At 50.6% G+C, this 24,951-nt stretch carries 15 protein-coding genes; 10 read left to right on the top strand and 5 right to left on the bottom strand.

The features are described from left to right. Positions 1 to 2 precede the first annotated feature (2 nt). A complete protein-coding gene (gene mltF, locus IDAT_RS08755; RefSeq protein WP_034732889.1) occupies positions 3 to 1,403 on the top strand; it encodes a membrane-bound lytic murein transglycosylase MltF in 1,401 nt (466 codons plus the stop codon). A gap of 222 nt (positions 1,404 to 1,625) precedes the next feature. Then, positions 1,626 to 5,522: a phosphoribosylformylglycinamidine synthase gene (purL, locus tag IDAT_RS08750; protein ID WP_034732887.1), complete on the top strand. Its 3,897-nt coding sequence runs from the start codon at positions 1,626 to 1,628 to the stop codon at positions 5,520 to 5,522. A gap of 82 nt (positions 5,523 to 5,604) precedes the next feature. On the opposite strand, the gene IDAT_RS08745 is transcribed toward purL, so the two are convergent. The 3 genes from IDAT_RS08745 to IDAT_RS08735 all read right to left on the bottom strand — a co-directional run bounded on the left by IDAT_RS08745 (position 5,605) and on the right by IDAT_RS08735 (position 12,668). Further along, a complete protein-coding gene (locus IDAT_RS08745) occupies positions 5,605 to 8,718 on the bottom strand; it encodes a TonB-dependent receptor (RefSeq protein ID WP_081909803.1) in 3,114 nt (1,037 codons plus the stop codon). A 121-nt stretch (positions 8,719 to 8,839) separates the two neighbouring features. Beyond that, positions 8,840 to 9,310 carry a tRNA adenosine(34) deaminase TadA gene (gene tadA / locus IDAT_RS08740; RefSeq protein WP_081909802.1) on the bottom strand — a complete coding sequence of 157 codons (471 nt, stop codon included), beginning with the start codon at positions 9,308 to 9,310 and terminating at the stop codon, positions 8,840 to 8,842. Positions 9,311 to 9,416: 106 nt separating this feature from the next. After that, positions 9,417 to 12,668, bottom strand: coding sequence for a TonB-dependent receptor (locus tag IDAT_RS08735; protein ID WP_034732883.1), 3,252 nt, complete (start codon positions 12,666 to 12,668; stop codon positions 9,417 to 9,419). Positions 12,669 to 12,959: 291 nt separating this feature from the next. On the opposite strand from IDAT_RS08735, the gene IDAT_RS08730 reads away from it, so the two are divergent. The 8 genes from IDAT_RS08730 to phoU all read left to right on the top strand — a co-directional run bounded on the left by IDAT_RS08730 (position 12,960) and on the right by phoU (position 22,999). Further along, on the top strand, positions 12,960 to 14,081 hold the full coding sequence (locus IDAT_RS08730; protein ID WP_034732882.1) for an endonuclease/exonuclease/phosphatase family protein: 1,122 nt from the start codon (positions 12,960 to 12,962) through the stop codon (positions 14,079 to 14,081). Between the two features lie 85 nt (positions 14,082 to 14,166). After that, complete coding sequence (gene phoB / locus IDAT_RS08725) at positions 14,167 to 14,853, top strand: phosphate regulon transcriptional regulator PhoB (protein ID WP_034732881.1); 687 nt, start codon at positions 14,167 to 14,169, stop codon at positions 14,851 to 14,853. A gap of 17 nt (positions 14,854 to 14,870) precedes the next feature. After that, on the top strand, positions 14,871 to 16,181 hold the full coding sequence (gene phoR, locus IDAT_RS08720; RefSeq protein ID WP_034732880.1) for a phosphate regulon sensor histidine kinase PhoR: 1,311 nt from the start codon (positions 14,871 to 14,873) through the stop codon (positions 16,179 to 16,181). Positions 16,182 to 16,305: 124 nt separating this feature from the next. After that, positions 16,306 to 17,277 (top strand): PstS family phosphate ABC transporter substrate-binding protein, encoded by a 972-nt coding sequence (locus tag IDAT_RS08715; RefSeq protein WP_034732879.1) that lies wholly within the window; start codon positions 16,306 to 16,308, stop codon positions 17,275 to 17,277. A 210-nt stretch (positions 17,278 to 17,487) separates the two neighbouring features. Continuing rightward, a complete protein-coding gene (locus tag IDAT_RS08710) occupies positions 17,488 to 19,734 on the top strand; it encodes an ABC transporter permease subunit (RefSeq protein WP_425277394.1) in 2,247 nt (748 codons plus the stop codon). 14 nt (positions 19,735 to 19,748) lie between these two features. Then, a complete protein-coding gene (gene pstA / locus IDAT_RS08705; protein ID WP_034732878.1) occupies positions 19,749 to 21,404 on the top strand; it encodes a phosphate ABC transporter permease PstA in 1,656 nt (551 codons plus the stop codon). A gap of 28 nt (positions 21,405 to 21,432) precedes the next feature. Beyond that, positions 21,433 to 22,251, top strand: coding sequence for a phosphate ABC transporter ATP-binding protein PstB (pstB, locus tag IDAT_RS08700; protein WP_034732877.1), 819 nt, complete (start codon positions 21,433 to 21,435; stop codon positions 22,249 to 22,251). 10 nt (positions 22,252 to 22,261) lie between these two features. Beyond that, positions 22,262 to 22,999, top strand: a complete 738-nt coding sequence (gene phoU / locus IDAT_RS08695; RefSeq protein WP_034732875.1) for a phosphate signaling complex protein PhoU — start codon at positions 22,262 to 22,264, stop codon at positions 22,997 to 22,999. Here the strand turns inward: phoU and serA are convergent. Beyond that, positions 22,996 to 24,237 (bottom strand): phosphoglycerate dehydrogenase, encoded by a 1,242-nt coding sequence (gene serA, locus IDAT_RS08690; protein ID WP_034732873.1) that lies wholly within the window; start codon positions 24,235 to 24,237, stop codon positions 22,996 to 22,998. The two genes, phoU and serA, sit on opposite strands and share 4 nt — an antisense overlap. 3 nt (positions 24,238 to 24,240) lie before the next feature. Continuing rightward, on the bottom strand, positions 24,241 to 24,915 hold the full coding sequence (rpiA, locus tag IDAT_RS08685) for a ribose-5-phosphate isomerase RpiA (RefSeq protein ID WP_034732871.1): 675 nt from the start codon (positions 24,913 to 24,915) through the stop codon (positions 24,241 to 24,243). Positions 24,916 to 24,951 lie beyond the last annotated feature (36 nt).

Below are 24,951 nucleotides of genomic sequence, written 5' to 3'. Positions count from 1 at the left end.
GTATGGCGCGCTGGTTCGGCTTGCTAGCACTGTTGCTACTGGCTGGCTGCGCGCCACAACCGCAGCCCGACCATCTTTACGAAATCCAACAGCGCGGGGTATTGCGCGTGGGTACTTTGCTTGGCCCCTCCACTTACTATCACGATGCTGAAAGTGAGAGTGGTCTTGAATATGCACTTGCCGCAACTTTCGCCGAACAACTCGATGTCGAGTTGCAAATTGTCTCGCGTTACAACGTCAATGACTTGTTCACCTTGCTCGATAACCAACAAGTTGATTTGGTCGCGGCTGGCCTCGATCGTACACCGTCGCGCGACAAAAATTATCGCTTCGGACCGCCGTATCAAGAAATTTCACAACGCTTAGTGTATCGCCAAGGCGCGCGCGAGCGTCCGCGCGATTGGGACGATGTCGATGCCGAAGTGGTCGTGGTAGCGGGCAGTTCGCACCACGATTGGTTGCAACGCAATGCTAAGAATTACCCGGAATTGAAGTGGCGCGCTACCAGTGAGCATGATGCCACTGAGCTGCTGCGCTCAGTCATAGAAGGCGACATCGCTTTCACTATTACTGACAGTAATATCCTCGATGTGCAGCGTCGTTACTTTCCCAATATCAGCGTGGCTTTCACCATTCGCGATAACATTGATATCAGTTGGATGTTGGCACCCGGGCGCGATGGTTCTTTGTATGCTGAGGTGATTCGTTTTTTTGGTGAATTACGTCAGTCAGGTGAGCTGGCGCGGCTGGTGGACCAACATTTTGGCCACGTATCGCAATTCAACTACGTCGATACCAGCTTCTTCATTGATGCGGTACAAACGACACTACCGAAGTATCGCGACTTTTTTGTAGAGCATTCAGGCGCACTCGACTGGCGTTTATTAGCCGCTATTTCTTACCAAGAAAGTCATTGGAATCCGCGCGCGACGTCACCGACTGGGGTGCGTGGACTGATGATGCTGACCTTGCCAACAGCGGAAGCGATGGGCGTTACCAGTCGCTTGAATCCTGAAGAGAGCATCCGTGGTGGCGCGCGTTATTTCGAGCGTATGCTGCAAACTATCCCCGCACGGATTCCAGAGCCCGACCGTACCTGGTTTGCATTAGCCGCCTACAACATCGGCTACGGACACTTAGAAGATGCGCGCGTCCTTACCGAGCGCCAAGGTGGTGATCCCGATCGCTGGATCGATGTGCGAAAGCGTCTACCCTTATTACGACAGAAAAAATATTATCGTCAAACCCGCTTTGGCTTTGCGCGTGGTGACGAACCGGTGCGATACGTAGGGAACATACGTCGCTACTATGACACTTTGGTGTGGCTGGACGAGCGCGGACGCATTCCAGCACAACCCCTACAAATAACCCTGCCAATGGGCAGTGGCGATGAGGCTCGTTAATGCGGCAAAGCAAAAGATTAAGTCAACATTCACGCCGTCGTGCATGGCTGCGCAAACAAAGACACTTACAAAACGAACGCCGCCAAAAATGGTTTAGGCTGTGCGAAAAGTCTGCCGACGAGTAGCTCGTAGCGGTAGTGAAGTGATCGAAAAATGACTATAATACGCGGCTTCAAATGGTCGATGAAACGCCATCCTATTTGCCAACCTGGAGAATGATCTGTGGAGATATTACGCGGCGCCCCAGCCCTGTCTGAGTTCCGAACGGAAAAATTGTTGCAACGTCTGCAGCAAGCTGATGTTCCGGTGCAAGGTATTTACGCCGAGTTTATGCACTTTGTGGATGCTCAGAGCGAGTTAAGCGAAGCCGATCGGAATGTACTTAAGCAATTGTTAACTTACGGTCCAGCCCGCGCCCAGCATCTTCCGCAAGGGCAACTCTTGGTGGTTACACCGCGCCAAGGCACTATTTCTCCATGGTCATCAAAAGCCACAGATATCGCTCACAATTGCGGCCTGCAGAACGTGCGCCGAATCGAACGTGGCATTGCTTACTATCTGGCCGGCGATTTATCTGCCGAGCAATTGGCCGCTGCACAAGCTGCGTTGCACGATCGCATGACCGAAACTGTATTAACCGAACTTGAACAAGCATCGGTATTATTTGGCGCCGCTGAACCTGCGCCATTGCAGTCGGTTGATATTCTGGCTGGTGGTCGCGAAGCATTGCGTAATGCCAACATTGAGATGGGGCTGGCGCTGGCTGATGATGAAATCGATTATCTGTACGAGAACTTTACCAAGTTGGGGCGCAATCCGAACGATATCGAACTTTACATGTTTGCTCAGGCAAACTCTGAGCATTGCCGCCACAAGATATTCAACGCTGATTGGACGATTGACGGCAAGGAGCAGGTCAAATCCTTGTTCAAAATGATCAAGAACACCTTCGAGGTCACGCCAGAGCACGTTCTTTCGGCCTACAAAGATAACGCTGCGGTCATGACAGGGTCAGAGGCTGGGCGTTTCTATCCTTATCCAGCTGGCAGCCAAGCGGCTGGTGAATACAGCTATTTCCATGAGCCGATTCACATTTTGATGAAGGTCGAAACTCACAACCATCCTACCGCAATTTCACCATTCCCCGGCGCCGCAACCGGCTCAGGCGGCGAAATTCGTGACGAGGGTGCTACCGGTCGCGGTGCCAAACCGAAGGCCGGCTTGGTCGGTTTTAGCGTATCCAACTTGCGTATTCCTGGCTTCGAGCAGCCGTGGGAAGAAGACTTTGGCAAGCCTGATCGGATTGTCACCGCCCTTGATATCATGCTTGAAGGTCCACTAGGTGGTGCGGCCTTTAACAATGAATTTGGCCGTCCGGCTTTGACTGGTTATTTCCGCACCTATGAAGAGCGGGTCGATAGCCATAACGGGATTGAAGTTCGCGGTTATCACAAACCGATCATGATTGCCGGTGGTATGGGCAATATTCGCGAACAGCATGTCGAAAAAGGTGAGATCCCAGTTGCTGCGAAACTCGTGGTATTGGGTGGCCCAGCAATGAATATCGGCCTTGGTGGCGGCGCTGCGTCATCCATGACCTCAGGCACCTCAAGTGCCGATTTGGATTTCGCTTCAGTACAGCGTGACAACCCAGAAATGGAGCGTCGTTGCCAAGAAGTCATTGATCGCTGTTGGCAGCTTGGTGACAAAAACCCGATTGCTTTTATTCACGATGTCGGTGCCGGTGGTCTTTCCAATGCCATGCCTGAACTGGTCAGCGATGGTGGTCGTGGTGGCCGTTTTGAATTGCGTCAGGTGCCTAATGATGAGCCTGGCATGTCGCCACTGGCGATTTGGTGTAACGAATCACAAGAACGCTATGTGATGGCGATTGCGCCGGAGCGCATGGCGGTATTTGAAGAAATCTGTCTGCGTGAGCGCGCGCCATTTGCCGTTATCGGTGAAGCGACGGAAGAAGAACACCTCACGCTGACCGATGCGCATTTTGACAACACTCCAATTGATTTGCCGCTGAATGTGCTACTTGGCAAGCCGCCGAAGATGCATCGCGAGGTGCAAACTAAGCGCGCTGAAGGCAAAGCCTTGCGCAGCGATGGCATCGAGCTGGACGAAGCGGCGGAGCGGTTATTACGCTTGCCAACGATTGCCGAAAAGACCTTTTTGATCACCATTGGCGATCGTAGCGTTACCGGGCTGGTGGCGCGCGACCAAATGGTTGGCCCATGGCAAATCCCAGTAGCTGACGTGGCGGTCACTGCCGCAAGTTACGATACTTATGCTGGTGAAGCCATGGCGATGGGTGAACGCACACCTTTAGCACTCCTCAACTTTGCTGCGTCAGCGCGCATTGCCGTTGGCGAAGCGCTGACCAATATCGCTGCCGCTGATATTGGCGAGTTAAAGCACATTAAATTGTCCGCCAACTGGATGGCCGCCGCTGGGCACCCAGGTGAAGATGCCGGTCTATATGAAGCGGTCAAAGCTGTTGGCGAAGAATTGTGTCCGGCGCTGGGGCTCACGATTCCAGTTGGCAAAGACTCGATGTCGATGAAAACCCAATGGCAACAGGACGGCGAGAACAAAGCGGTTACTGCGCCACTGAGCCTTGTGATTACGGCATTTGGCCGGGTTCGTGACGTACGTCGTACAGTAACGCCACAGCTGCGCGTTGACCAAGGTCCGAGCAAGCTCATATTGCTCGACTTGGGTGCCGGAAAAGCGCGTTTGGGCGGTTCTGCGCTGGCACAAGTGTATCGTCAACTGGGCGATGTAACACCAGATGTTGATGATGCACAATTGCTGAAGGGCTTCTTCACTGCTACTCAGCAGCTGATTCACGAGAAGAAACTCCTCGCCTATCACGACCGCTCTGACGGTGGTTTGTTTGTCACGGTCGCCGAGATGGCTTTTGCCGGTCATTGTGGCGCCCATGTCGCACTCGACTCGCTGGTAGCGGATGATTTAGCTGCACTGTTCAATGAAGAGTTAGGTGCCGTGATTCAGGTACGTGAAGCCGATTTAGAAAAGGTGCAAAACGCTTACACTGAAGCAGGCTTGGCTGAACATTTCCATGTGCTAGGTGAAGTTACTGACAACGACCAATTGTTATTCACCCGCAATGGTCAGGCAGTGCTGCAACAAGCGCGCAGTCACTATCGTAAGGTGTGGGCGGAAACCACCCATCAAATGCAGCGCCTACGTGACAACCCAGCTTGTGCGGACGAAGAGTTTGCAGCGAAGCAAGATGCAACAGATACCGGATTGTTCGCTGATTTAACCTTTGATGTGAGTGAAGATGTAGCGGCACCGTATATCAATACGGGACGTGATCCAGTGGTCGCGATTCTGCGCGAGCAGGGCGTGAACTCACACGTCGAAATGGCCGCAGCTTTTGATCGAGCTGGCTTTGCCGCAGTCGACGTGCATATGAGCGATATCTTAGCGGGCCGCGTCAGCTTAGAGAAGTTCAATGGTCTGGTCGCTTGTGGCGGTTTCTCTTACGGTGACGTGTTAGGTGCCGGTGAGGGTTGGGCCAAGTCAGTGTTATTCAACAGTCGTGCCCGCGATGAATTTGCGGCGTTCTTCGAGCGTGATAAAACCTTCGCTTTAGGCGTGTGTAACGGCTGTCAAATGATGTCGAATTTGCGTGAGTTGATTCCAGGCGCGGAACACTGGCCACACTTTGTGACCAACCGTTCAGAGCGCTTCGAAGCACGTTTTAGCATGGTTGAGATCCAGCAGAGCCCGTCGCTGTTCTTGCAAGATATGGCTGGCTCAAAAATGCCAATCGCTGTTTCACATGGCGAAGGCCGTGCTGAATTCAAAGGCAACGCCTTGGCGCAACTGAAAGAGCAGGGCTTGGTGGCAATGCGTTACATCAACAACAAAGGTGCGGTGGCAACCCAGTATCCAGCCAACCCGAATGGTTCACCCGAAGGCATTACCGGTTTGACCACGCCTGATGGTCGGGTCACCATTATGATGCCGCATCCTGAGCGGGTGTTCCGCACCGTGGCAAATAGCTGGCATCCGGATTCTTGGGGTGAAGACAGCCCGTGGATGCGGATGTTCCGCAACGCACGCGTTTACTTAGGTTAACCGCGGTTAACCAACATCAGCAAATAAAAAACCCGGCTCATTGATGAGCCGGGTTTTTTGTAGCTACGAAGCTAAGTCAGACTTAGAAATCGTATTGGAAGCCCAAGCGGATGCTCCACAATGAAGGTGAACCTGCACGGCCTTGAACTGAGTTCAAGCGCGGAGTGAATGAATCGAATACCCACTGGTCTTGGTCGTTGATGCTAACGTTAGCCAACGATACTGAACGTGGGAAGCTTGTTTCATATAACACGCCCCAGTCATCGTTCAATAAGTTGGTGAAGTTATCGACCACAAAGTAAACGCGTGACTTATGGTTTTTCATGAAGCCAGGCAATTCTTGTTCGACTTTCAGGTCAACTTTATGCCACCAGTCGCTGTAGAACTCGTTACGTGGAGCGATACCGCCCGCGTATTGGTCGAGGCCAGATTCAGCGATAAAGTCGAAGAACTCTTGGATTTGACCGTCAGTTAAGCTGTCACCCCAAGCAACGTTCGGATCGTCGATACCAGTTGGTACGTACAGCAACGAACGGCCACCAGTGATATCACCAACAGGAGCGTTCATAGTGAAGCTGTAAGGACGACCTTTGTTAGCCGATGCGAACACGCTGAACGTAGTATCGTAGCCAGCTAACCACTCAGCAGTATAAGTACCACGGAACGTGAAGCGGTGCGGGATCTCGTAGTTAGAGGTCGCGATACCTGGGTTTTCACGATCAGCAGTTGCTAGGTTGGTGTAGTTTGAGTACGCCACAGAGCTGGTCATTGGGTTCACGTCTTCTGCTTTGTTCCACGCATAAGCAAGTGACCAATCGAAACCAAAGTCATGCTCTTTAGAGATGGCGAAGCTGATACTGGTTTGCTCGCCAGAGTCACCGTCAACGTTGGTTAGCAAGAACGCATCGTTACCTGAGCTAGCGTAGATTGGACGACCGTCTGGAGCTGTACCCGTTTGCGTAGCACGCAAGTCGCTGATGATGGCAGCATCTTGCTTACGCGTGTGTAAGAAGTCAGCAATCAACACGTAATCATTTTCAGTTACGTAAGTTGCCCCAGCCGCAAATTTCCACTCGCTTGGTAATTCGAAGTTCGGGTCAAGCGCGTTGACTGGACCACGACCTGCTGCGTTCGCAACTTCGTCGAACAATTCGCGTGGAATGTCGATGATTGGCGAACCAGTACCGTAGTCAAGGTCGAACAAGTTGACGTTACGTAGGCTTGCTTCGTACAGGCTCACACCGTTGTTTGAGTAGTTGTTTGACAACCAAACGTTCGGGTTACCACCTGAGTAAAGACCGAAACCACCACGTACTTCTAACTGGTCATTCACAACCCAGTTCAAACCGACACGTGGTTGCAATAAACCTTCGCCGTCAAGTGTTGCGTTGTTGCCGAAACCATAGGTGTCAGCAAAGCTCTGGTTGAAGCGTGGTTCATCACTGGTGGTGTACCAGTCGTAACGTAAACCAACAGTCAACGTCAGGTCTTGGTCGATGAAGTAATACTCATCTTGGCCGTACAGGGTGTTGACCGCGTACTTGAACTGGCCAGCGCCATCGTCAGGGTTGTTGGTACCAGCAGCATTTTCATAAATGATGCGGTTTACGAAACCATTTTCGAAATCATCGATTGAGCTGAAGCGGTGCTCACCTTGTGATTCTTGGATGAACAAGTTGAACACGTCATAGCTTTCGTATTCATAACCGAAAGTGAACGTGTGATCGTTATACAAATAAGTACCCGACAATTTGTAGAACGCAGTGTCATACGCCAACTTGTTTGAGTGACGTGAGTCATCAGCACCCAAGTAGATGGTGTTGTCGTTTAGGCTGATTTGTACTTCACCGATTTCGGTGCCGCCTAATGGCTCAACAGCGTTCTCAAGTTCAGAGTAACCGGCACGGATTTCGGTTGAGAAGTTGTAAGTCCAGTCAGAGTACAACTGCGCTACGTATGAATTGAACTCAGCACCACGCGAATAGAAGTGGTTCGAGAATTCGAGTTCGTTGTCATCACCGTCAGACTCAGCGATTGAATAACCATCGTTGTAGTTGTAAGTGAAAGACGCACGGTGGTCAGCATTGATGTACCAGTCGATTTTCGCGAGGAATTTCTCGTCTTCTACTGGAATGCTTGCTGGGAAACCGCCTGGCTCGAAGCCGTAAACATCACGTGCGATAGCAGCGATACGGTCAAGGTCAGCTTGGGTAACACCAGCTACTGGAGTTGCAACGTTAGCGTCTTCTGGACCACGGTCAAAGGTGTCAGAACCTTCAAGTTTTTCGTAGGCTACGAAAGCGAACAATTTGTCTTTGATCAGTGCGCCACCAACGTTTACACCGTAACGACGCTCGTTGAATGCACCGATAGTCACTGGCTCACCTTCAAGTTCGTCGCCAGTTAATGAATCATTGGTATAGTCGAAGAACACGCTACCGAACAATTCGTTTTCACCTGATTTAGTAACAGCGTTGATGTTACACGCGGTGAAACCACCGTATTGCACATCAAACGGTGCCAATTCTACAGCGACCTGCTCGATAGCGTCGTAAGAGAAAGGCATACGTTCAGTTGGGTAACCACTAGAGTTCAAGCCGAAGTTGTCGTTCGTGCGCACACCGTCGACGGTCAAGCTGTTGAAACGTGGGTTAGCACCACCACATTGAATGTCACGCGCGTTGGTTTCGTTAATGTACACGCGTGGGTCGATTTGCATCACGTCTTTCAGGTCACGGTTAGGTGCTGGTTGGTTTTGCAAATCGCTCAGATTGAAGTTGGCAGCTGGGCCAGTTGAGCCTGAAGTCATCGTTAAACGTTGACCGGTAACTTCTAGACGCTCAACGCTACGCTGTGCAACTTGAACGCTCAGGTTCTCAGTTTCACCAAGAGTTAAGTAGACGTCAGAAACCACTTCGGTGTTACCCGCAGCGTCCGTAACAGTCAAAGTGTAAGGACCACCAACCGGTAGACCGCGTGCCGAGAACAAGCCGTTATCGTTAGCAGTTAAAGTTGTTGTGGTACCTGTACGCTCATCACGTAAGGTAACAGTAGCATTAGCAATGACGTTACCAGTACTTTCGCTGGTAACAACACCGCGGATGCTCGATGAAGTTTCTTGCGCGGTTGCAGTAGCAGACAAGCCAATGGCTAGGGCGACTGCAGCGGCAATGCGACTAGGTTTATTTTTCAACATGATGTTGCTTTCCTGGGTTGTGGTTAGAACAAATTGTCATTATTTGGGTGACAAAGTTTAGGTGACTTCTATGACAGTTTGATGAAATAGTAGTCAAAAATTAACCAATTCACACTATTTTTTACGTTTCTACGTTAGCGTTATTTTTCCGCCGTTTGCGGAAGAATTCTTGCAAGATAGCGGCACAATCGGTGCTTAACACGCCACCAACCACCTCGACTTTGTGGTTCATGCTGGCATGGTTAAGCACTTCAATAGCGGTGCCGGTAGCGCCAGTGCGCGGGTCGCTGGCGCCAAATACTAAAGTTTTTACACGCGCATGTGTAATAAGCCCCGCGCACATGGCGCAGGGCTCTAAAGAAACATACAAGGTGGTATTAACCAGACGATAATTGTTGAGCAGCTGGCCAGCTGCACGGATTGCTTGGGCTTCGGCATGCGCGGAGGGGTCGTTGAGGCTGATGACTTGATTAAAGCCTTCGCCTAGGATTTGACCATTATGGACGACAACGGCGCCCACTGGCACTTCGCCCTGGGATTCGGCTTGTTGTGCAAGTTCTAGAGCGCGGCGCATGAAGCGTTCGTGTTCCATTAGCAATCTCTTAAGAAAGAAAGCAGATGGCGCGCATTCTAAAAAAAAGCCCCCGCAATTGCGAGGGCTTTTTGTACTTTTATGTACTTTTTTTTACACGATACGCTTAGAAGCGGTAACGGATACCGATCTTCGCTTGCCAAGAAGAACGCTCTGGCAAGTAACGCGTTGGTGCAGTAGTGACAACATCAAACGCACGGCTGTTGTAAGGCACGCCGTAGACGTACTGACCGTCGTCATTGATGGTGGCACTGACCAATTCACGTACGTTATCACCAAATGGTAAGACGTGTTTTTGACCTGCGTCTTTGTCGAATACTGCTAACAAGTTACGTACGTTGATGTACAACTCACCTTTATGACCTTCAACAAATCCAGGCAACTCTTGCGTGAATTTAAAGTCAAGGTTGGTGGTCCACGGCGCACGCTCGGTGTTACGTGGTAAGTATTGACCAGCATAGCCTGATAAGCCGGCACGCTCTAAATACTCAGCAAACTGCTCGTAACTGAAGCCTTCTTCATAGGCGACGGCTGGATCATCAGCACCGGTCGGAATGTACGGTAGGTAGACAGACGAGTTACCTAAAGTACCGAACGGCTGGTTACCGAAGCTGGTGTCACCATAGCTGTCATAAACGTAGCCCCAAGGACGACCAGAGTAACGTTCCCAGAACAAGCCGAAGGTTGAGGTGTAACCGTTAAACAATTCAGTTCTGTAGGTTACGTCAGCCATGAAACGATGCTCAACCTGATAAGACGCAGTACCAGGACGTACGTTCTGACGGTCAATCGCTACTGGGTAACGGTAGTTAGAAATTGCCGTACTTGAACTACCGGCAACCGCTTCTTGGATGTCTTGGTTAGTATAGCTCGTACGGAAGCTCAGACCGTTTTCCCATGCTTTACCAAGGGTTGCGGTAAAGATTTGGCTCTTACCACCGTCACCGTTGGTCAGCAACAAGTCGTAACGTTCAACACCACCGTGGTCGCCCACGCCTTGTGGAATGTGATCGTCAAGTGGATCGTCTACCACATAAAGAATACGACCGCCGTCTACAGTAGTACGTGGGTTGCCGTTTTCATCTAACAAAGCAACGCGCGTTAAGTCTTTCCACTGCACGTCGTCTTTACGACGGGTGTAGATGTATTCAACGCTTGCGAACCACTCGTCACCTAGGGCAGGGATGGCGAAGCTGTTAAAATCAACACCTAAGCTGCCGCGCCAATCTGATGGCAAATCAAATTCAGGGTCGATAGCGTTCACGTAACCGTCAGCAATCAGTGAGTCTTGAATTGCCTGAGGTACAACGCGCGGGTCAACGTTTTCAAAGATCACGCTGCGTGGTACGTCGGCCAAGAAACGGCTGAATTGTGAGAAGGTTTGACCGTTGTTGGTGTAAGAGTTCGATACCCAAACATTAGGACGGCCGCCGGCATAACGACCGAAACCACCGCGTAGGCGAACGTCGTCAGTAAGCTGGTACTTGAAGCCTACACGCGGTAAGAACAAGTCTTTACCGTCAAGGTTTTCAGTGTTCGCAAAACCGTAACGTGCAGCGAAGTTCGGGTTATAAATCGGCTTGTCTTCAGCGAACATACGCTCATAACGGACACCGAAAGTCAACTCGAGATCCCAAGTTGGCTGCCATGTATCTTGGATGTACAGCGCTTGAGTACCTTGCGTGAAGTTAGCGGCCGCATCATTGATGTCGCCAGTTAAGCTGCCTGCGTAGTAGAAGTTACCTGCTTCACGGTTTTCGAAGTCTTCGATGCTATCGAATTCCCATGAACCCAGCGCGTTCTGTACGAACAGGTTATAGATGTCAGTTTCTGAGAATGCGTAACCGAAACCAATCGCATGATCACCGATGAGGTATTCACCGTTCGCTTGGAATTCAAGCGTGCTGTTTTCACCTTCGTTGGCGTGACGTGAATAGTCAGGGCCGAATTCGATAGCATTACGGCCACCAACTTCTACCGTCACCATACCGATTGAACGGCCGTTCAATGGGTCTTGAATCGCTTCAACGTTCTTGTACGACAATTTAACATCGCTGGAGAAGTTAGAGCTCCAGTTTGAGTAGACTTGGAACGCGTAAGCATCAAGGATTTGTTCGTTGTTGTACCAGCTTGATGACAAGGTCAAGGTACCGTCACCACCGAAGTTGTTACGGATCGAATTGCCGTCTGTGCGCTGATAAGTGAAGGCTGCACGGTGTTCGTTGTTGATGTTCCAGTCAAGCTTCACGAGAAGTTTGTTGTCTTCTTCTACAGCTGGAATGTTCCAATCACCGATTTGGCTATCGTCTAAACCGTAAACTTCACGCGCGATACGCAATACTTCGTTCAGCTCGTCAGTGGTGATGTTAGCAATGTTCGCTGCATCAGAACCGACCGGACCACGGTAAGGTGCGTTGGTCTCTTCAAGCGTTTCGTAGTTGACGTAGAAGAACAATTTGTCTTCGATGATCGGGCCACCGACACCAAAACCAATGGTTTTTTCTTCATAATCTACGTTTGGTGGCAACGCGTTTTCGTCATAGATAGAAGCTTCAGGATCGCCGGCGAAGCTGTCGCTGGTGTACTGATAGAACACCGAGCCTTCGAGTTCGTTGGTACCTGATTTGGTAACTGCGTTTACTTTAGCACCGGTAAAGTTAGTGTCTTTCGCATTAAACGGGGCAACATCCACAGTGATTTGTGAAATCGCGTCGATTGAAATCGGTGAACCCTGAGTAGGGTAACCGTTGTTGTTCAGACCAAAATCATCGTTTTGGTTGATACCATCAACAGTGATTGAGTTGTATTTCGGGTTGTTACCCGCGACTACCAACTGATCGCCGTCACCCAACTGGGTAGCGAGCGGGTTCAAACGAACGATTTCTTTCAAGTCACGGCTGTAAGTAGGCAGAGACTCAATTTGTTCTTCGCCGAATGAGCTGCTTGAACCGTTGTTCAACTGCGCATAGTTGATAGCTTGGCCAGTTACTGAAATACGCTCAACGTTGCCAGCTTCAAGCTGGGCGTTCAAACGGAAGGTTTCACCAAGCTTAAGAAATACTTCTGAGTATTGCGCGTCTTGGTAAACGTCTGAATCTAGGGTAATGCGGTATGGACCGCCAACACGCAAACCGCTAGCAATGAAGTTACCGCTGGCGTCAGTGGTTACTTCGGTACGTGAGCCAGATGGCATGTGTTCAATAACAACGCGGGTATCCGCGGCGCCATTGCCTTGAGGACCAACGATTTCACCGCGAAGTGAAGCCGAGGTATCTTGCGCCATTGCAGATGCCGAGGCCAAGCCTAGGGCAACTGCGATGGCACTTGCGGTGCGCGAAAATCGCAGAGATGTACTCATTTTTCTAAATTTCCTGAGTTGTGGTTGTAAAAAAAATTGAGAAAGGCATTACCGCTTGAATCAAGCCTTGCAGTTATTGTTGTATTTTGTAACACAGTCACATGTCAAAAATGTGACAGTATTTTAATCAATTTGGTAACGATTTGCACCGACAATCTTGAACCAATTTCATGCTAAGCTGTCTGCGCAGCTCAAAACTTGGGGAGTCAATTCGTGATAAAGCCAGTCTTCGCTTGTGGTGTAGCCTTGTTGCTCGTTTTCGTAACTGGATGTGACAGAGTGGAAGAACCGATGAAAAAACCTGTAACCCTGCGTGTTGCATCTTTTAACGTCAGTATGGATGCCTCGAATTATCTTGCCGCTGAAAAGTGGCAAACAGAGGGCGCTCAAGCACTGCCACAGGCATTGGCTGACCAGCACCCGCAAATTCGCGCCATCGCAGAAATTATTCAACACGTGCGCCCCGATATTATTGTATTGAATGAATTTGATTACCTACCCGATGCACAAGTACTTGAAACCTTTCAGCAGGCATTTCTAAGCGTCAGTCAAAATGGCGAAGCGCCCATCGACTACCCGTACCATTTCATCGCACCGGTCAATACCGGTCGCGCGAGTCCTTACGATCTGAATCGTGACGGCAAAGCGCAGGGCGTTGGCGATGATGCTTGGGGGTATGGGAATTACGAAGGACAATACGGTATGGCCGTGTTATCGCGTTATCCCATCGATAAGCAAGCCACGCGTACCTTCCAACACTTTCGCTGGCAAGATCTCCCAGGGGCTTTACGACCGTTGGTTCCGGGTACTCATGAGTTTTGGTATAACGATGACATTTGGAATGAAATGCCGTTGAGTTCGAAGTCCCATTGGGATGTCGTCGTAAAGGTGGAAGACTATGATTTGCATGTACTTGTGAGTCATCCAACGCCGCCGGTATTTGACGGCGAAGAAAATCGCAATGGCCGCCGTAACTTCGATGAAATTCGCTTCTGGCGCGAATATATTGGCTCGCAACCCAATGATTTTATTTACGATGACCAAGGGCGCAAAGGCGGTCTAGCGGAGCAGTCGCGATTTGTGATTGCCGGCGATTTAAACGCATCCATTGAGAGCGACGATAACGTTCCCGGTGCTATCAGTCAGTTGCTAGAACATCCAGCAGTGCAGGGCGAATACGTACCGACCAGTGCTGGCGGCGCCGCACATAGTCCGGATAATCCGCTGGCGGCAGAACATACCGCCAGTTGGCGTAAGCGCGCCGATTACGTGCTGCCATCGAGCTTTGGCATCGATATTATCGATGGTGGTGTGTTCTGGCCGTTACCGGAGCAGCCGAAGGCAGACTTAGTGAGCTCGCGTGGGAGCTCTTCTGACCATCGTTTAGTATGGATTGACATCCAATTGCAGTAAATTTCACAAAAATGTCGTAGATTCATAAATCTGTCACATTATGTCGTAATAATGACAGCGCTAAAAAACGACTAGGTGAAGCACGATGTCACGAAAAATTTTAATTGTTGAAGACGAAGCTCCGATCCGTGAAATGTTGAGCTTTGTCATGGAACAACACGGCTACCAAGCAGTGGAAGCCAACGACTATCAAGTCGCACTAGAAAAAATTGTTGAGCCATTCCCAGACATGATCTTATTGGATTGGATGTTACCGGGCGGCTCAGGTATTCAATTGGCGAAAAAGTTAAAGAGTGACGATTTCACGCGTAATATTCCGATTATTATGCTGACCGCACGCGGTGAAGAAGAAGACAAAGTGCGTGGGTTAGAAGTCGGTGCTGACGACTACATTACTAAACCATTCTCGCCGAAAGAACTGATGGCACGGATGCGCGCCGTGTTCCGCCGCGTGTCACCAACGGCACTGGATGAGCCGTTGGAAATCGAAGGCTTGAAGCTGGATCCGATTTCCCATCGTGTGACTGCCTATAACGATCGCGTAGATATGGGCCCCACTGAATTTAAATTACTGCACTTCTTTATGACACACCCAGAACGCGTGTATAGTCGTGAGCAGTTACTTGATAACGTCTGGGGCACGAACGTTTATGTCGAAGACCGTACGGTTGATGTTCATATTCGTCGCTTACGTAAAGCCATTGAAATGCACGGCCATGATCGCTTGGTGCAAACCGTGCGCGGCGTGGGCTATCGCTTCTCTAGTCGCTAACAGCGAGCGGCGAAGCAATGGATAGACGGTTTTCGCTGGTATTTCTGCTGCGCGGATTTCTTTGGTACATCCTACCGTTAGGCATTGTGGGCTGGCTGTTTGATGTGTTCTGGCCAGTCCTCAGCCTAGGCTTGCTCGCGATTCTCGCGTGGCATTACTTCTATCAGTACAAATTGGTCGACTGGTTGTGGCATCGCCGCACCATGTTACCGCCCAGCGCTCCTGGCAGCTGGAGCTACATCTATGACGGTATCTATCGTACCCAACGCCGTAGTCAGCAACGACGCCGCGCGTTGGCACGCTTATTACGTCGCTTTCGTGAGGCATCCGAAGCCATTCCTGATGCTGCTATCGTGTTTCGCAAAGACGGTGGCTTGCTCTGGTGTAATAAACTCGGACAGTTTTACTTTGGCCTCAAATGGCCGGCCGATACCGGCATTCGCTTATCTAACTTGATTCGCCATCCTGAATTCATCAACTACTTGCGCAAGGGCGACTTTAGCAAAGAGATCTATTTGCCCTCGCCAGTACGCGAAGACATTGAACTTGAAGTCCGCATTATGCCTTACAGCGATGACCAGTTTTTGTTGATGGCACGTGACGTCACGCAACTGCGTCGGCTTGAGCAAATGCGCAAAGACTTCGTCGCCAACGTATCGCACGAACTGAAAACACCGCTCACTGTGATTCAGGGCTATCTTGAAATGCTCGGTGATGGTGTGCAGAGCATGCCGCCGGCGATGCTCGATAAAGCGCTGCAAGATATGCACGGACAAAGTACGCGCATGCGCAACTTGGTCGACCAATTACTGTCACTCTCGCGCATTGACTCTGCGCGCGGCGACATTTTTGAGCGTGTAGTCAACGTGCCGGAACTGTTACGTCGGATTCAGACCGACGCGGAGCAGTTAAATGCTGATAAGCAACATCAATTGAGCTTTGAAATCGCTGAGCAATCGATGCACGGTATTGAAGACGAATTGCGCAGTGTGTTTGTGAACCTGGTGAGCAACGCGATTCATTACACTCAGCCAAACGGTAAAATCGTCGTGCGCTGGCGCTCAGTGGGTAAGCAAATGGAGTTTAGCGTTACCGACAACGGCCCTGGGATTCCGGCCGAACACATTCCGCGCTTAACCGAGCGCTTCTACCGCATTGATAAAGATCGTAACAGTGCCAAAGGTGGCTCAGGCCTAGGCCTTGCTATCGTCAAGCAAGCGGTCGAGCATCATCACTGTAAGCTTAATATCGACTCGGTAGTAGGGCGCGGCACCACCTTTTCGGTGCGTGTTCCAGAAGAGCTGGTGGTTACTAAGAATAAAAAATGACAGTTAATTGGCAGAAATGTGACAGAAAAACAAAAGCTGTCATTAAATTGTCACATTGACATTCTAAACTGCGCCACGTTCATTGATAAAAAGCTGCATCGCAGCATTGACGATTGGAGTCATTATGAAACTTAAGTCAGCCTTAATTGCTATGAGCGTTGCCGGTTTAGTTGCTACTTCGGCAGCGGCGCAAAAGCCAACCGACAACTTGCCAGAATATGAAAAAGTAAGTGGTCTGTCTGGCAACTTATCATCTGTTGGTTCAGACACCTTGGCCAACATGATGACCTTCTGGTCAGAAGAATTTAAGCGTTTGTATCCGAACGTCAACATGCAGATTCAAGCTGCAGGTTCTTCAACTGCGCCACCAGCGCTGACTGAAGGCACGTCAAACTTCGGCCCTATGAGCCGCGGTATGAAGTCAAAAGAAATTGAAGCTTTTGAAAAGCGTCACGGTTACAAACCAACTGCAGTGCGCGTTGCTATCGATGCGTTGGCAGTATTTGTGCACAAAGACAACCCTATCGAAGGCATGACCATCGAGCAAGTTGACGCGGTATTTAGTAACACCCGTTTGTGTGGTGCAACGCAAGAAGTCCGTCGTTGGGGTGACTTAGGCTTGACCGGTAGCTGGGAAAACCGCGATCTACAATTGTATGGTCGCAACTCAGTGTCAGGCACCTACGGTTACTTCAAAGAAGTTGCATTGTGTGATGGCGACTTCCGTCCAAACGTGAACGAGCAGCCTGGTTCTGCATCAGTGGTACAGTCGGTATCGACCTCATTGAATGCCATTGGCTACTCAGGTATCGGTTACTTGACTTCTGGTGTCAAAACGGTGCCAATAGCGATTGCCGAAGGCGAAGAATACGTTGATGCAACGACTGAAAGTGCACTTGCTGGTAAGTACCCACTCGCGCGCTTCCTATATGTTTACGTGAACAAGCACCCGAACAAACCATTAGATCCAGCAACTGCTGAATTCTTAAAAATGGTACTGTCAAAAACCGGTCAAGAGATTGTAGACAAAGACGGCTACATTCCATTACCAAAAATGGTAGTTGAACAAGAGCTAGAAAAACTCGGCCTCAACTAAAAAAAACAAGCCCGGCTCCCGCCGGGCTTTTTCGTTAGTCGTTAGTCGTTACTCGTTAGTGGAGGTAGTTAAAGGCTCACCCTAACGACTAACGACTAACGACTAACGAATAACGGTTTTCGTGAAAATGTCACTTTTATGACGGTAGTGTAACAATACTGTCATACTTCCCAGCTATACTCTTCATCGTTCATAAATCTACCATCTGAGGTGAGAATGTCGGCAGCGAAACCCACATTGGGAGCTAGCAATTATCGACTGTTAAAAGACCGCATCGCACGTTGGGGCGTGAGCTTCGGCGGCATCATGGTCCTGGTCGCTTTGCTGCTTATCTTCTTTTATCTGCTTTATGTCATCGAACCCATTTTCCGTGGTGTGGAAATTAACCATACCCGTTCCATTGATAGCCCGAGCGAGCAAGTTGTGGCTATGGGCGTCGAGGAGCAGTCGGAAATCGGTTATCAGTTTACCGGTCAAGGTGAGCTCATTTACTTTGCGTTAAAAGCTAAGCAAGGCACCGATTGGACGCCGGGGAAAGTGCTTCTTACGCATCAAGTGACGGAGAGTCAACCGACCGCTTTCGCGCAAACGCAGCCGCAGAACAATCGCTACGCGTACGCCATCGAAGGTGGCCAAGTGGTGATGATTGAGCCGAAATTCAGCAGTAGCTTCCGCAATGGCGAACTTTACATTGAGCCGCGCGTCAGCATGGTTAACGATGGCGAGCCGGTACAGGTCGATCCACAAGCTGGCAGAATCACTAAGTTGGCTTTTGAATACGACGGCGAATCGATGCTATTTGCCGGTGAAACCGCCGATGAGCGTGTGATTGTTAACTTTGTGCAGGCCGCGCGTAACTTCTTAAGCGGTGAAGTTGAGCTCACCTCTAAGTTTCACGAATTACCGATTACTGGCGGCATCGATCAAATCAAAGTGACGCCTGATCTACGCCAGGTTTTGGTACGCCAAGCGAATCGCTTTTGGATTTTTGATGTAACTCGCACGGGACAATTGAAAGAGCGTCAACTGCTGACAGTTGACCCACGTCGTCACGGTAACATCACCGACATGGCGCTGTTAGCAGGTGCCAGTTCGATTCTATTTGGGCACGACAACGGTAAAGTCACGCAATGGTTTGAAGTGGCCGGCGACGATGGCCGTCGCTACCAGTTCATTCGCGATTTTCAGGCTGCTGAGTCCGCAATCAGTGAAATCGTGGTGGAGTATTACCGCCGTACGTTCTACACCATCGCGCAAGATGGTGACGTGGGTGTGTTCCATACCACGTCGCAAGCAGATTTGTTCCGCGGTAAGCCAGATGGCTATAGCATCACGCAAATGGTCATTGACCCACGTGCCAATACGTTGCTGACGCTGGATCAAGGTCAGTTGAACATTTTTGACTTGGTCAATGAACACCCAGAAGTAACTTGGAGTGGGATCTGGCAAGAAGTCTGGTACGAAGGTTACCCAGAGCCCGACTATGTTTGGCAGTCAACTTCAGGCTCTGATGACTTTGAACCTAAGTTTAGCTTAGTGCCGATTTCATTCGGTACCATCAAAGCTGCTGCCTATGCGATGTTGTTCGCGGTGCCTATTGGTTTGGCTGCAGCAGTTTATACCGCCTATTTTATGTCGCCTGGGGTACGCAAGGTCGTTAAACCTACGGTTGAAATCATGGAAGCCTTACCAACGGTAATCCTAGGTTTCTTGGCCGGGTTATGGCTCGCGCCGCTGGTGGAGCAATACCTGCCCGGAATTGTCGCGGTGATTATTCTGGTGCCGCTAGCGGTGGTGGCGTTTGCAGCAGTGTCATCGTTATTGCCGCAAGCCTTACGCAACAGACTCACAGATGGCCGCGCTGCGCTTATTCTGATTCCAGTGGTTGCCTTTGTCGGTTGGTTCTCGTTTGCGATGTCACCGGTGGTTGAGGCTTGGCTGTTCGGTGGTAACGTGCGTCAGTACCTAACCAACGAATTAGGGATTACTTTTGACCAACGTAACTCCTTGGTGGTGGGCATCGCTATGGGCTTTGCGGTCATTCCGACTATCTTCTCTATTGCTGAAGATGCGGTCTTCAGCGTACCTAAACATCTGTCGAATGGTTCTTTGGCGCTCGGTGCAACCACCTGGCAAACCCTCACCAAAGTAGTGCTACTCACTGCGAGCCCGGGGATTTTCTCGGCGGTGATGATGGGCCTAGGACGTGCGGTAGGCGAAACCATGATTGTATTAATGGCAACCGGTAACACGCCGATCATGGATTGGAACATATTTGAGGGGATGCGTACTTTGTCTGCGAACATTGCGGTCGAAATGCCGGAATCTGAAGTCGGCAGCTCGCATTACCGTATCTTGTTCTTAGCCGCATTCGTATTGTTCGTTTTCACTTTCGCGTTTAACACCGTGGCAGAGCTTGTGCGCCAACGGTTACGTGAAAAATACAGCTCGATGTAACGAAGAGGATTTCCATGAAAGGTTGGTTTAAATCAGGAAAACCGTGGATTTGGCTCACTGCAGGTTCAGTGAGCATCAGTCTAATTGCGGTCATCGGGCTACTCATTTTGATCGGTTGGCGCGGCTTGTCGTTCTTCTGGCCAGCGCAAATCCACGAAATGGACGTGCGTGCCACAGATGGCTCTATTTCAACCATTATTGGTGAAGTCTACGATAGCGAAACGATTCCATTATCGCGTTTGCAAGAGTCAGGTGTTGAACTTGATAATTACAACGAAGAAATGCTCGATCGTTGGCTCATTAAAGTAGGTAACCGCGAATACGTGCCACTCGATTTTACGTGGGTGCTAGAGCCACAAATCGTTCGTGATGAGACCCCCAAAGACTTAGCCAAGCTGGAGCGTGCCAAAGACGGTAACTTCTATGGTTACGTGGTTGATGTGCTTGAGAATGGTGAGTCGGTTGCGACCAGCGATAACGTTCGTGCGGTGTTGCGTGAACGTATCGAGCGCGTAGTGGAACTCAACGAGCAAGCCAGCGATCTACAAGACAGCGATATTGGTGCGATCAACTATGAGCTAAATGATCTGCGGCTGCAGCGCCGTGCACTGGAACTCGAGGGTAAATTAACCGAAGCTGAAGAAGCACGTATCGCCGCCGAAGAAGCGCAGTTACGCGCTGACTACGAAGTGCTTGAAGCTGAGTTGTTTGAATTGCGCGAGCAGGCCAATCGTGACGCCGTAGTGATGCGTGACATGCGTGGCGTAGAAGTCACCTTACCGATGTATCGTATGCTCGATGTCAGCTTCCCGAACGACATGGGGCTGCTGGCTAAAGTAGGGCACTTCTTTGTCGAAATTGGTAAGTTTATCAGCGCCGATCCGCGTGAAGCGAATACTGAAGGCGGGGTATTTCCGGCGATTTTCGGTACCGTGTTTATGGTGCTATTGATGTCGATAATCGTCACGCCATTTGGGGTGGTTGCGGCCATTTACCTGCACGAATACGCTGGTAAAAACGCCATCACGCGCTTGATTCGTATTGCCGTAATTAACCTCGCTGGCGTACCCTCTATCGTTTATGGGGTGTTTGGTCTAGGCTTCTTCGTGTATATGGTGGGTGGTTCACTGGACCAAATCTTCTACCCAGAAGCCTTGCCGAGCCCGACCTTTGGTACGCCAGGGGTGATGTGGGCGGCGATTACCTTGGCTATTTTGACCTTGCCGGTGGTGATTGTCTCGACCGAAGAAGGTCTGTCACGGATTCCAAGTACCTTGCGTGAAGGCAGCTTAGCGCTCGGCGCGACCAAGGCAGAAACACTATGGCGCATCATCATTCCGATGGCGTCGCCAGCGATTATGACCGGTCTTATTTTGGCCGTCGCTCGCGCTGCGGGTGAAGTTGCGCCGCTGATGTTGGTAGGCGTGGTGAAGTCAGCTCCGATGCTGCCAGTGGATGGGAACTTCCCGTACTTCCACTTAGATCGCAAGTTTATGCACTTGGGCTTCCATATTTACGACGTCGGCTTCCAAAGCCCTAACGTTGAAGCGGCGCGCCCGTTGGTCTATGCGACCTCATTCTTACTCGTCACCGTGATTGTTGGTTTGAATTTAACCGCTATCGGGGTACGTAACCATTTACGTGAAAAGTATCGCTCGTTAGAACACTAACAGCGCTCAGCAGCGAAAAGGTCTATTTATGATTTCGGTAACTCCGACTACGCAAGAAGCGACACAATTAGATTTAGAAAACTTGAGTGCTGACCAAACGGCACTTACTATCAATAACTTGAACCTACACTACGGTGAGGCACAGGCACTTTACGATATTTCGATGGCGATTCCGAAAAACCGCGTCACCGCGTTTATCGGTCCGTCGGGTTGTGGTAAGTCCACGCTATTGCGGTGCATCAACCGCATGAACGACCTGGTCGAGATTTGTAAGGTGAGCGGCGAGATCCGGTTGCATGATAAGAACATTTACGACAAAGATGTCGACGTTGCTGCCTTGCGCCGCAACATTGGTATGGTGTTTCAGCGCCCCAATCCGTTCCCCAAATCGATTTACGAGAACGTGGTTTACGGTATGCGCTTGCAGGGTGTCAACGACCGCCGTACGCTAGACGAAGTGGTTGAGCGTTCACTCAAAGGGGCTGCCTTGTGGGACGAAGTGAAAGATCGCCTCAGCGCTAGCGCGTTTAGCTTGTCAGGTGGTCAGCAGCAGCGTTTGGTCATTGCCCGCGCGATCGCGATTGAACCTGAAGTGTTACTGCTCGACGAACCGACGTCGGCACTTGACCCGATCTCAACGTTGACGATCGAAGAGTTGATTACCGAGCTGAAAGAAAAGTACACCGTGGTTATCGTAACGCACAACATGCAACAGGCGGCTCGAGTGTCTGATCAGACCGCGTTCTTGTACATGGGCAAGTTGATTGAGTACGCTGATACCAACACCTTATTTACTACGCCGTCGAACAAACAGACGGAAGACTACATTACCGGTCGTTACGGTTAAGGAGAACGGCATGGATAAAATTAATACGAGTCGACACATCTCCGGCAAATTCAACGATGAGTTGGATGCGGTTCGCACGCAGGTGATGAACATGGGCGGTTTGGTGGAGCAGCAGCTGCGTGACTCACTGTTGGCGATTGAAAACTCAGACCATGACTTGGCAGAGCAAATTCTCCAGCGCGATTACAAAATCAACGCACTCGAAGTGCAAATCGATGAAGCGTGCGTGCAGATTATTGCCAAACGCCAACCCGCAGCCAGTGACTTGCGCCTTATCATTGCTATTTTCAAGACCATCGCCGACCTTGAGCGTATGGGTGACGAAGCCGAGCGTATCGCCCGCGTTGCACTTGAGAGCTTCAACAATGATCAGCAACAGTTCTTGGTGAGCCTTGAAAACCTTGGTCAGCAAGTATTGGCAATGCTGCGCGGCGTGCTTGATGCCTTCGCCCGCATGGATTTGGATGCGGCCTATGAGGTGCATCAAATGGATGCCCAAGCCGATCGTCAATACGAAGGCCTGACACGTCAATTGATGACCTACATGATGGAAGATCCACGCGGCATTCCAAAAGTCATGAACGTCCTTTGGTCAGCGCGCTCACTTGAGCGTATCGGCGACCGTTGCCAAAACATCGCCGAATACATCATCTTCTTCGTCAAAGGCAAAGACGTCCGTCACGTGTCGCCAGAATCTATGGCACGCACCGTCGGCCGCTCTGCTCCCGAAGCCGACCCAAAAGACTAATACAGCACTCGCGCGCGAATGGTGCCCTCAATTGTTCGCATTTGCTCCAACAGTTCGTCGGCGATGGTGCTTTCCTGCGGCGTGTCGACGTCGATGACGACATAACCCACATCGGCGTCGGTCTGTAAGTACTGACCAGAGACGTTGATGTTTTGCTCGGCGAGCAGTTGGTTAATGCGGGTCAGCATGCCCGGCCGGTTTTCGTGAATATGCAACAAGCGGCGCGAGCCGTGGTGCGTGGGTAACGATACTTCTGGGAAATTCACCGCAGACAAGGTCGAGCCATTGTCGGAGTAGTGCGCCAATTTTCCGGCTACTTCAACGCCGATGTTTTCTTGTGCTTCTTGGGTGGAGCCACCGACATGCGGCGTAAGAATACAGTTGTCGAGGCCGCGCAACGGCGATTCGAAAATAGCGTTATTGCTGCTCGGTTCGACGGGGAACACGTCAATGGCGGCACCCGCTAAATGGCCACTGCGCAGCGCGTTAGCGAGCGCGTCGATTTGCACCACTGTACCGCGGGAAGCATTGATCAGCAGCGACCCGGGTTTCATTTTTGCCAATTGCGGCGCATCAATCATCCACTGCGTTTGCGCGGTTTCTGGCACATGCAAGGTCACCACATCGGCTTGCGCCAACAGCGCATCAAGCGACGCAACGGCACTGGCATTGCCCAGCGGCAGCTTGCTTTCGATATCATAAAAACGCACTTGCATACCGAGCTGCTCAGCCAAAATACTAAGCTGGCTGCCAATGTGACCGTAGCCGATAATGCCCAATACTTTGCCGCGAGCTTCGTAACTACCGTTAGCCGATTTATCCCAGCCACCGCGGTGGGCTGCGGCATTTTTTTCGGGAATGCGGCGCAACAGCATAATGATTTCAGCCAAAACCAGCTCTGCAACGCTGCGGGTATTGGAAAATGGCGCATTAAATACCACTACGCCATGCCTACGGGCAGCGGCTAAATCCACTTGGTTGGTGCCGATACAGAAACAGCCGACGCCAATCAGCTTGTCGGCAGCAGCGAACACACGCTCGGTGAGCTGCGTGCGCGAACGGATACCGACAAAGTGGGCATCGCGAATTTTCTCACAAAGCTCGGCTTCATCGAGTGCGGTTTTCACGTACTCAATGTTGCTATAGCCGCGTTGTTTGAGGATTTCGACAGCGCTTTGATGCACGCCTTCTAGTAATAAAAACTTGATACGGTCTTTTGCTAAAGAAACTTGGCTCATAGGTTACTTCACTGTCTCTACGCCGTTGGCACTGGCAACAATAGCAAGGTCTGCGCCGCGTTGGGCAAATAAACCATTGGTGACCACACCAACAATATTATTCAGTTGTTGTTCTAAATGAATCGGATCGAGGATATCAAAATTGTGCACATCGAGGATCCAGTTACCGTTATCCGTCACCACGCCTTCACGCCACACGGGGTCGCCGCCCAGCTTGACGATTTCGCGGGCCACATATGAACGCGCCATTGGGATCACTTCAACGGGTATCGGGAAGCGCCCTAAACGACCGACTTGCTTAGAAGTGTCGACAATACAAACAAAGGTTTGTGCGACGGCGGCGATGATCTTCTCGCGTGTCAACGCTGCACCACCGCCTTTAACCATGCGCAGGTGAGCGTCAATTTCGTCAGCGCCATCGACATAAATCGGCACTTCAGTCACGGTATTGAGGTCAACGACACGAATACCCTGTGCTTTTAAGCGCTCAGTTGAGGCTTCTGAGCTTGAAACGGCAGCTTCAATGTCATGCTTGAGTTCGGCCAAGGCGTCGATAAAGAAATTAACCGTCGAACCGGTACCAACACCGATCACTGAGCCGGGCTTGAAATGGGTTTTTACGTAGTCAAATGCGGCTTGTGCAGCCTGTTGTTTGAGTTGATCTTGTGCGGACGCCATGCCTGCTTCCAAAGTGAGTGGGCTATGGCGTTTCAG

Origin of the sequence: Pseudidiomarina atlantica (assembly GCF_000753735.1) — a bacterium.
In the GTDB taxonomy this organism is placed as follows: domain Bacteria; phylum Pseudomonadota; class Gammaproteobacteria; order Enterobacterales; family Alteromonadaceae; genus Pseudidiomarina; species Pseudidiomarina atlantica.
Note: the sequence above shows the minus strand (reverse complement) of the source record. Positions and strands in the feature narration are given on the sequence as shown.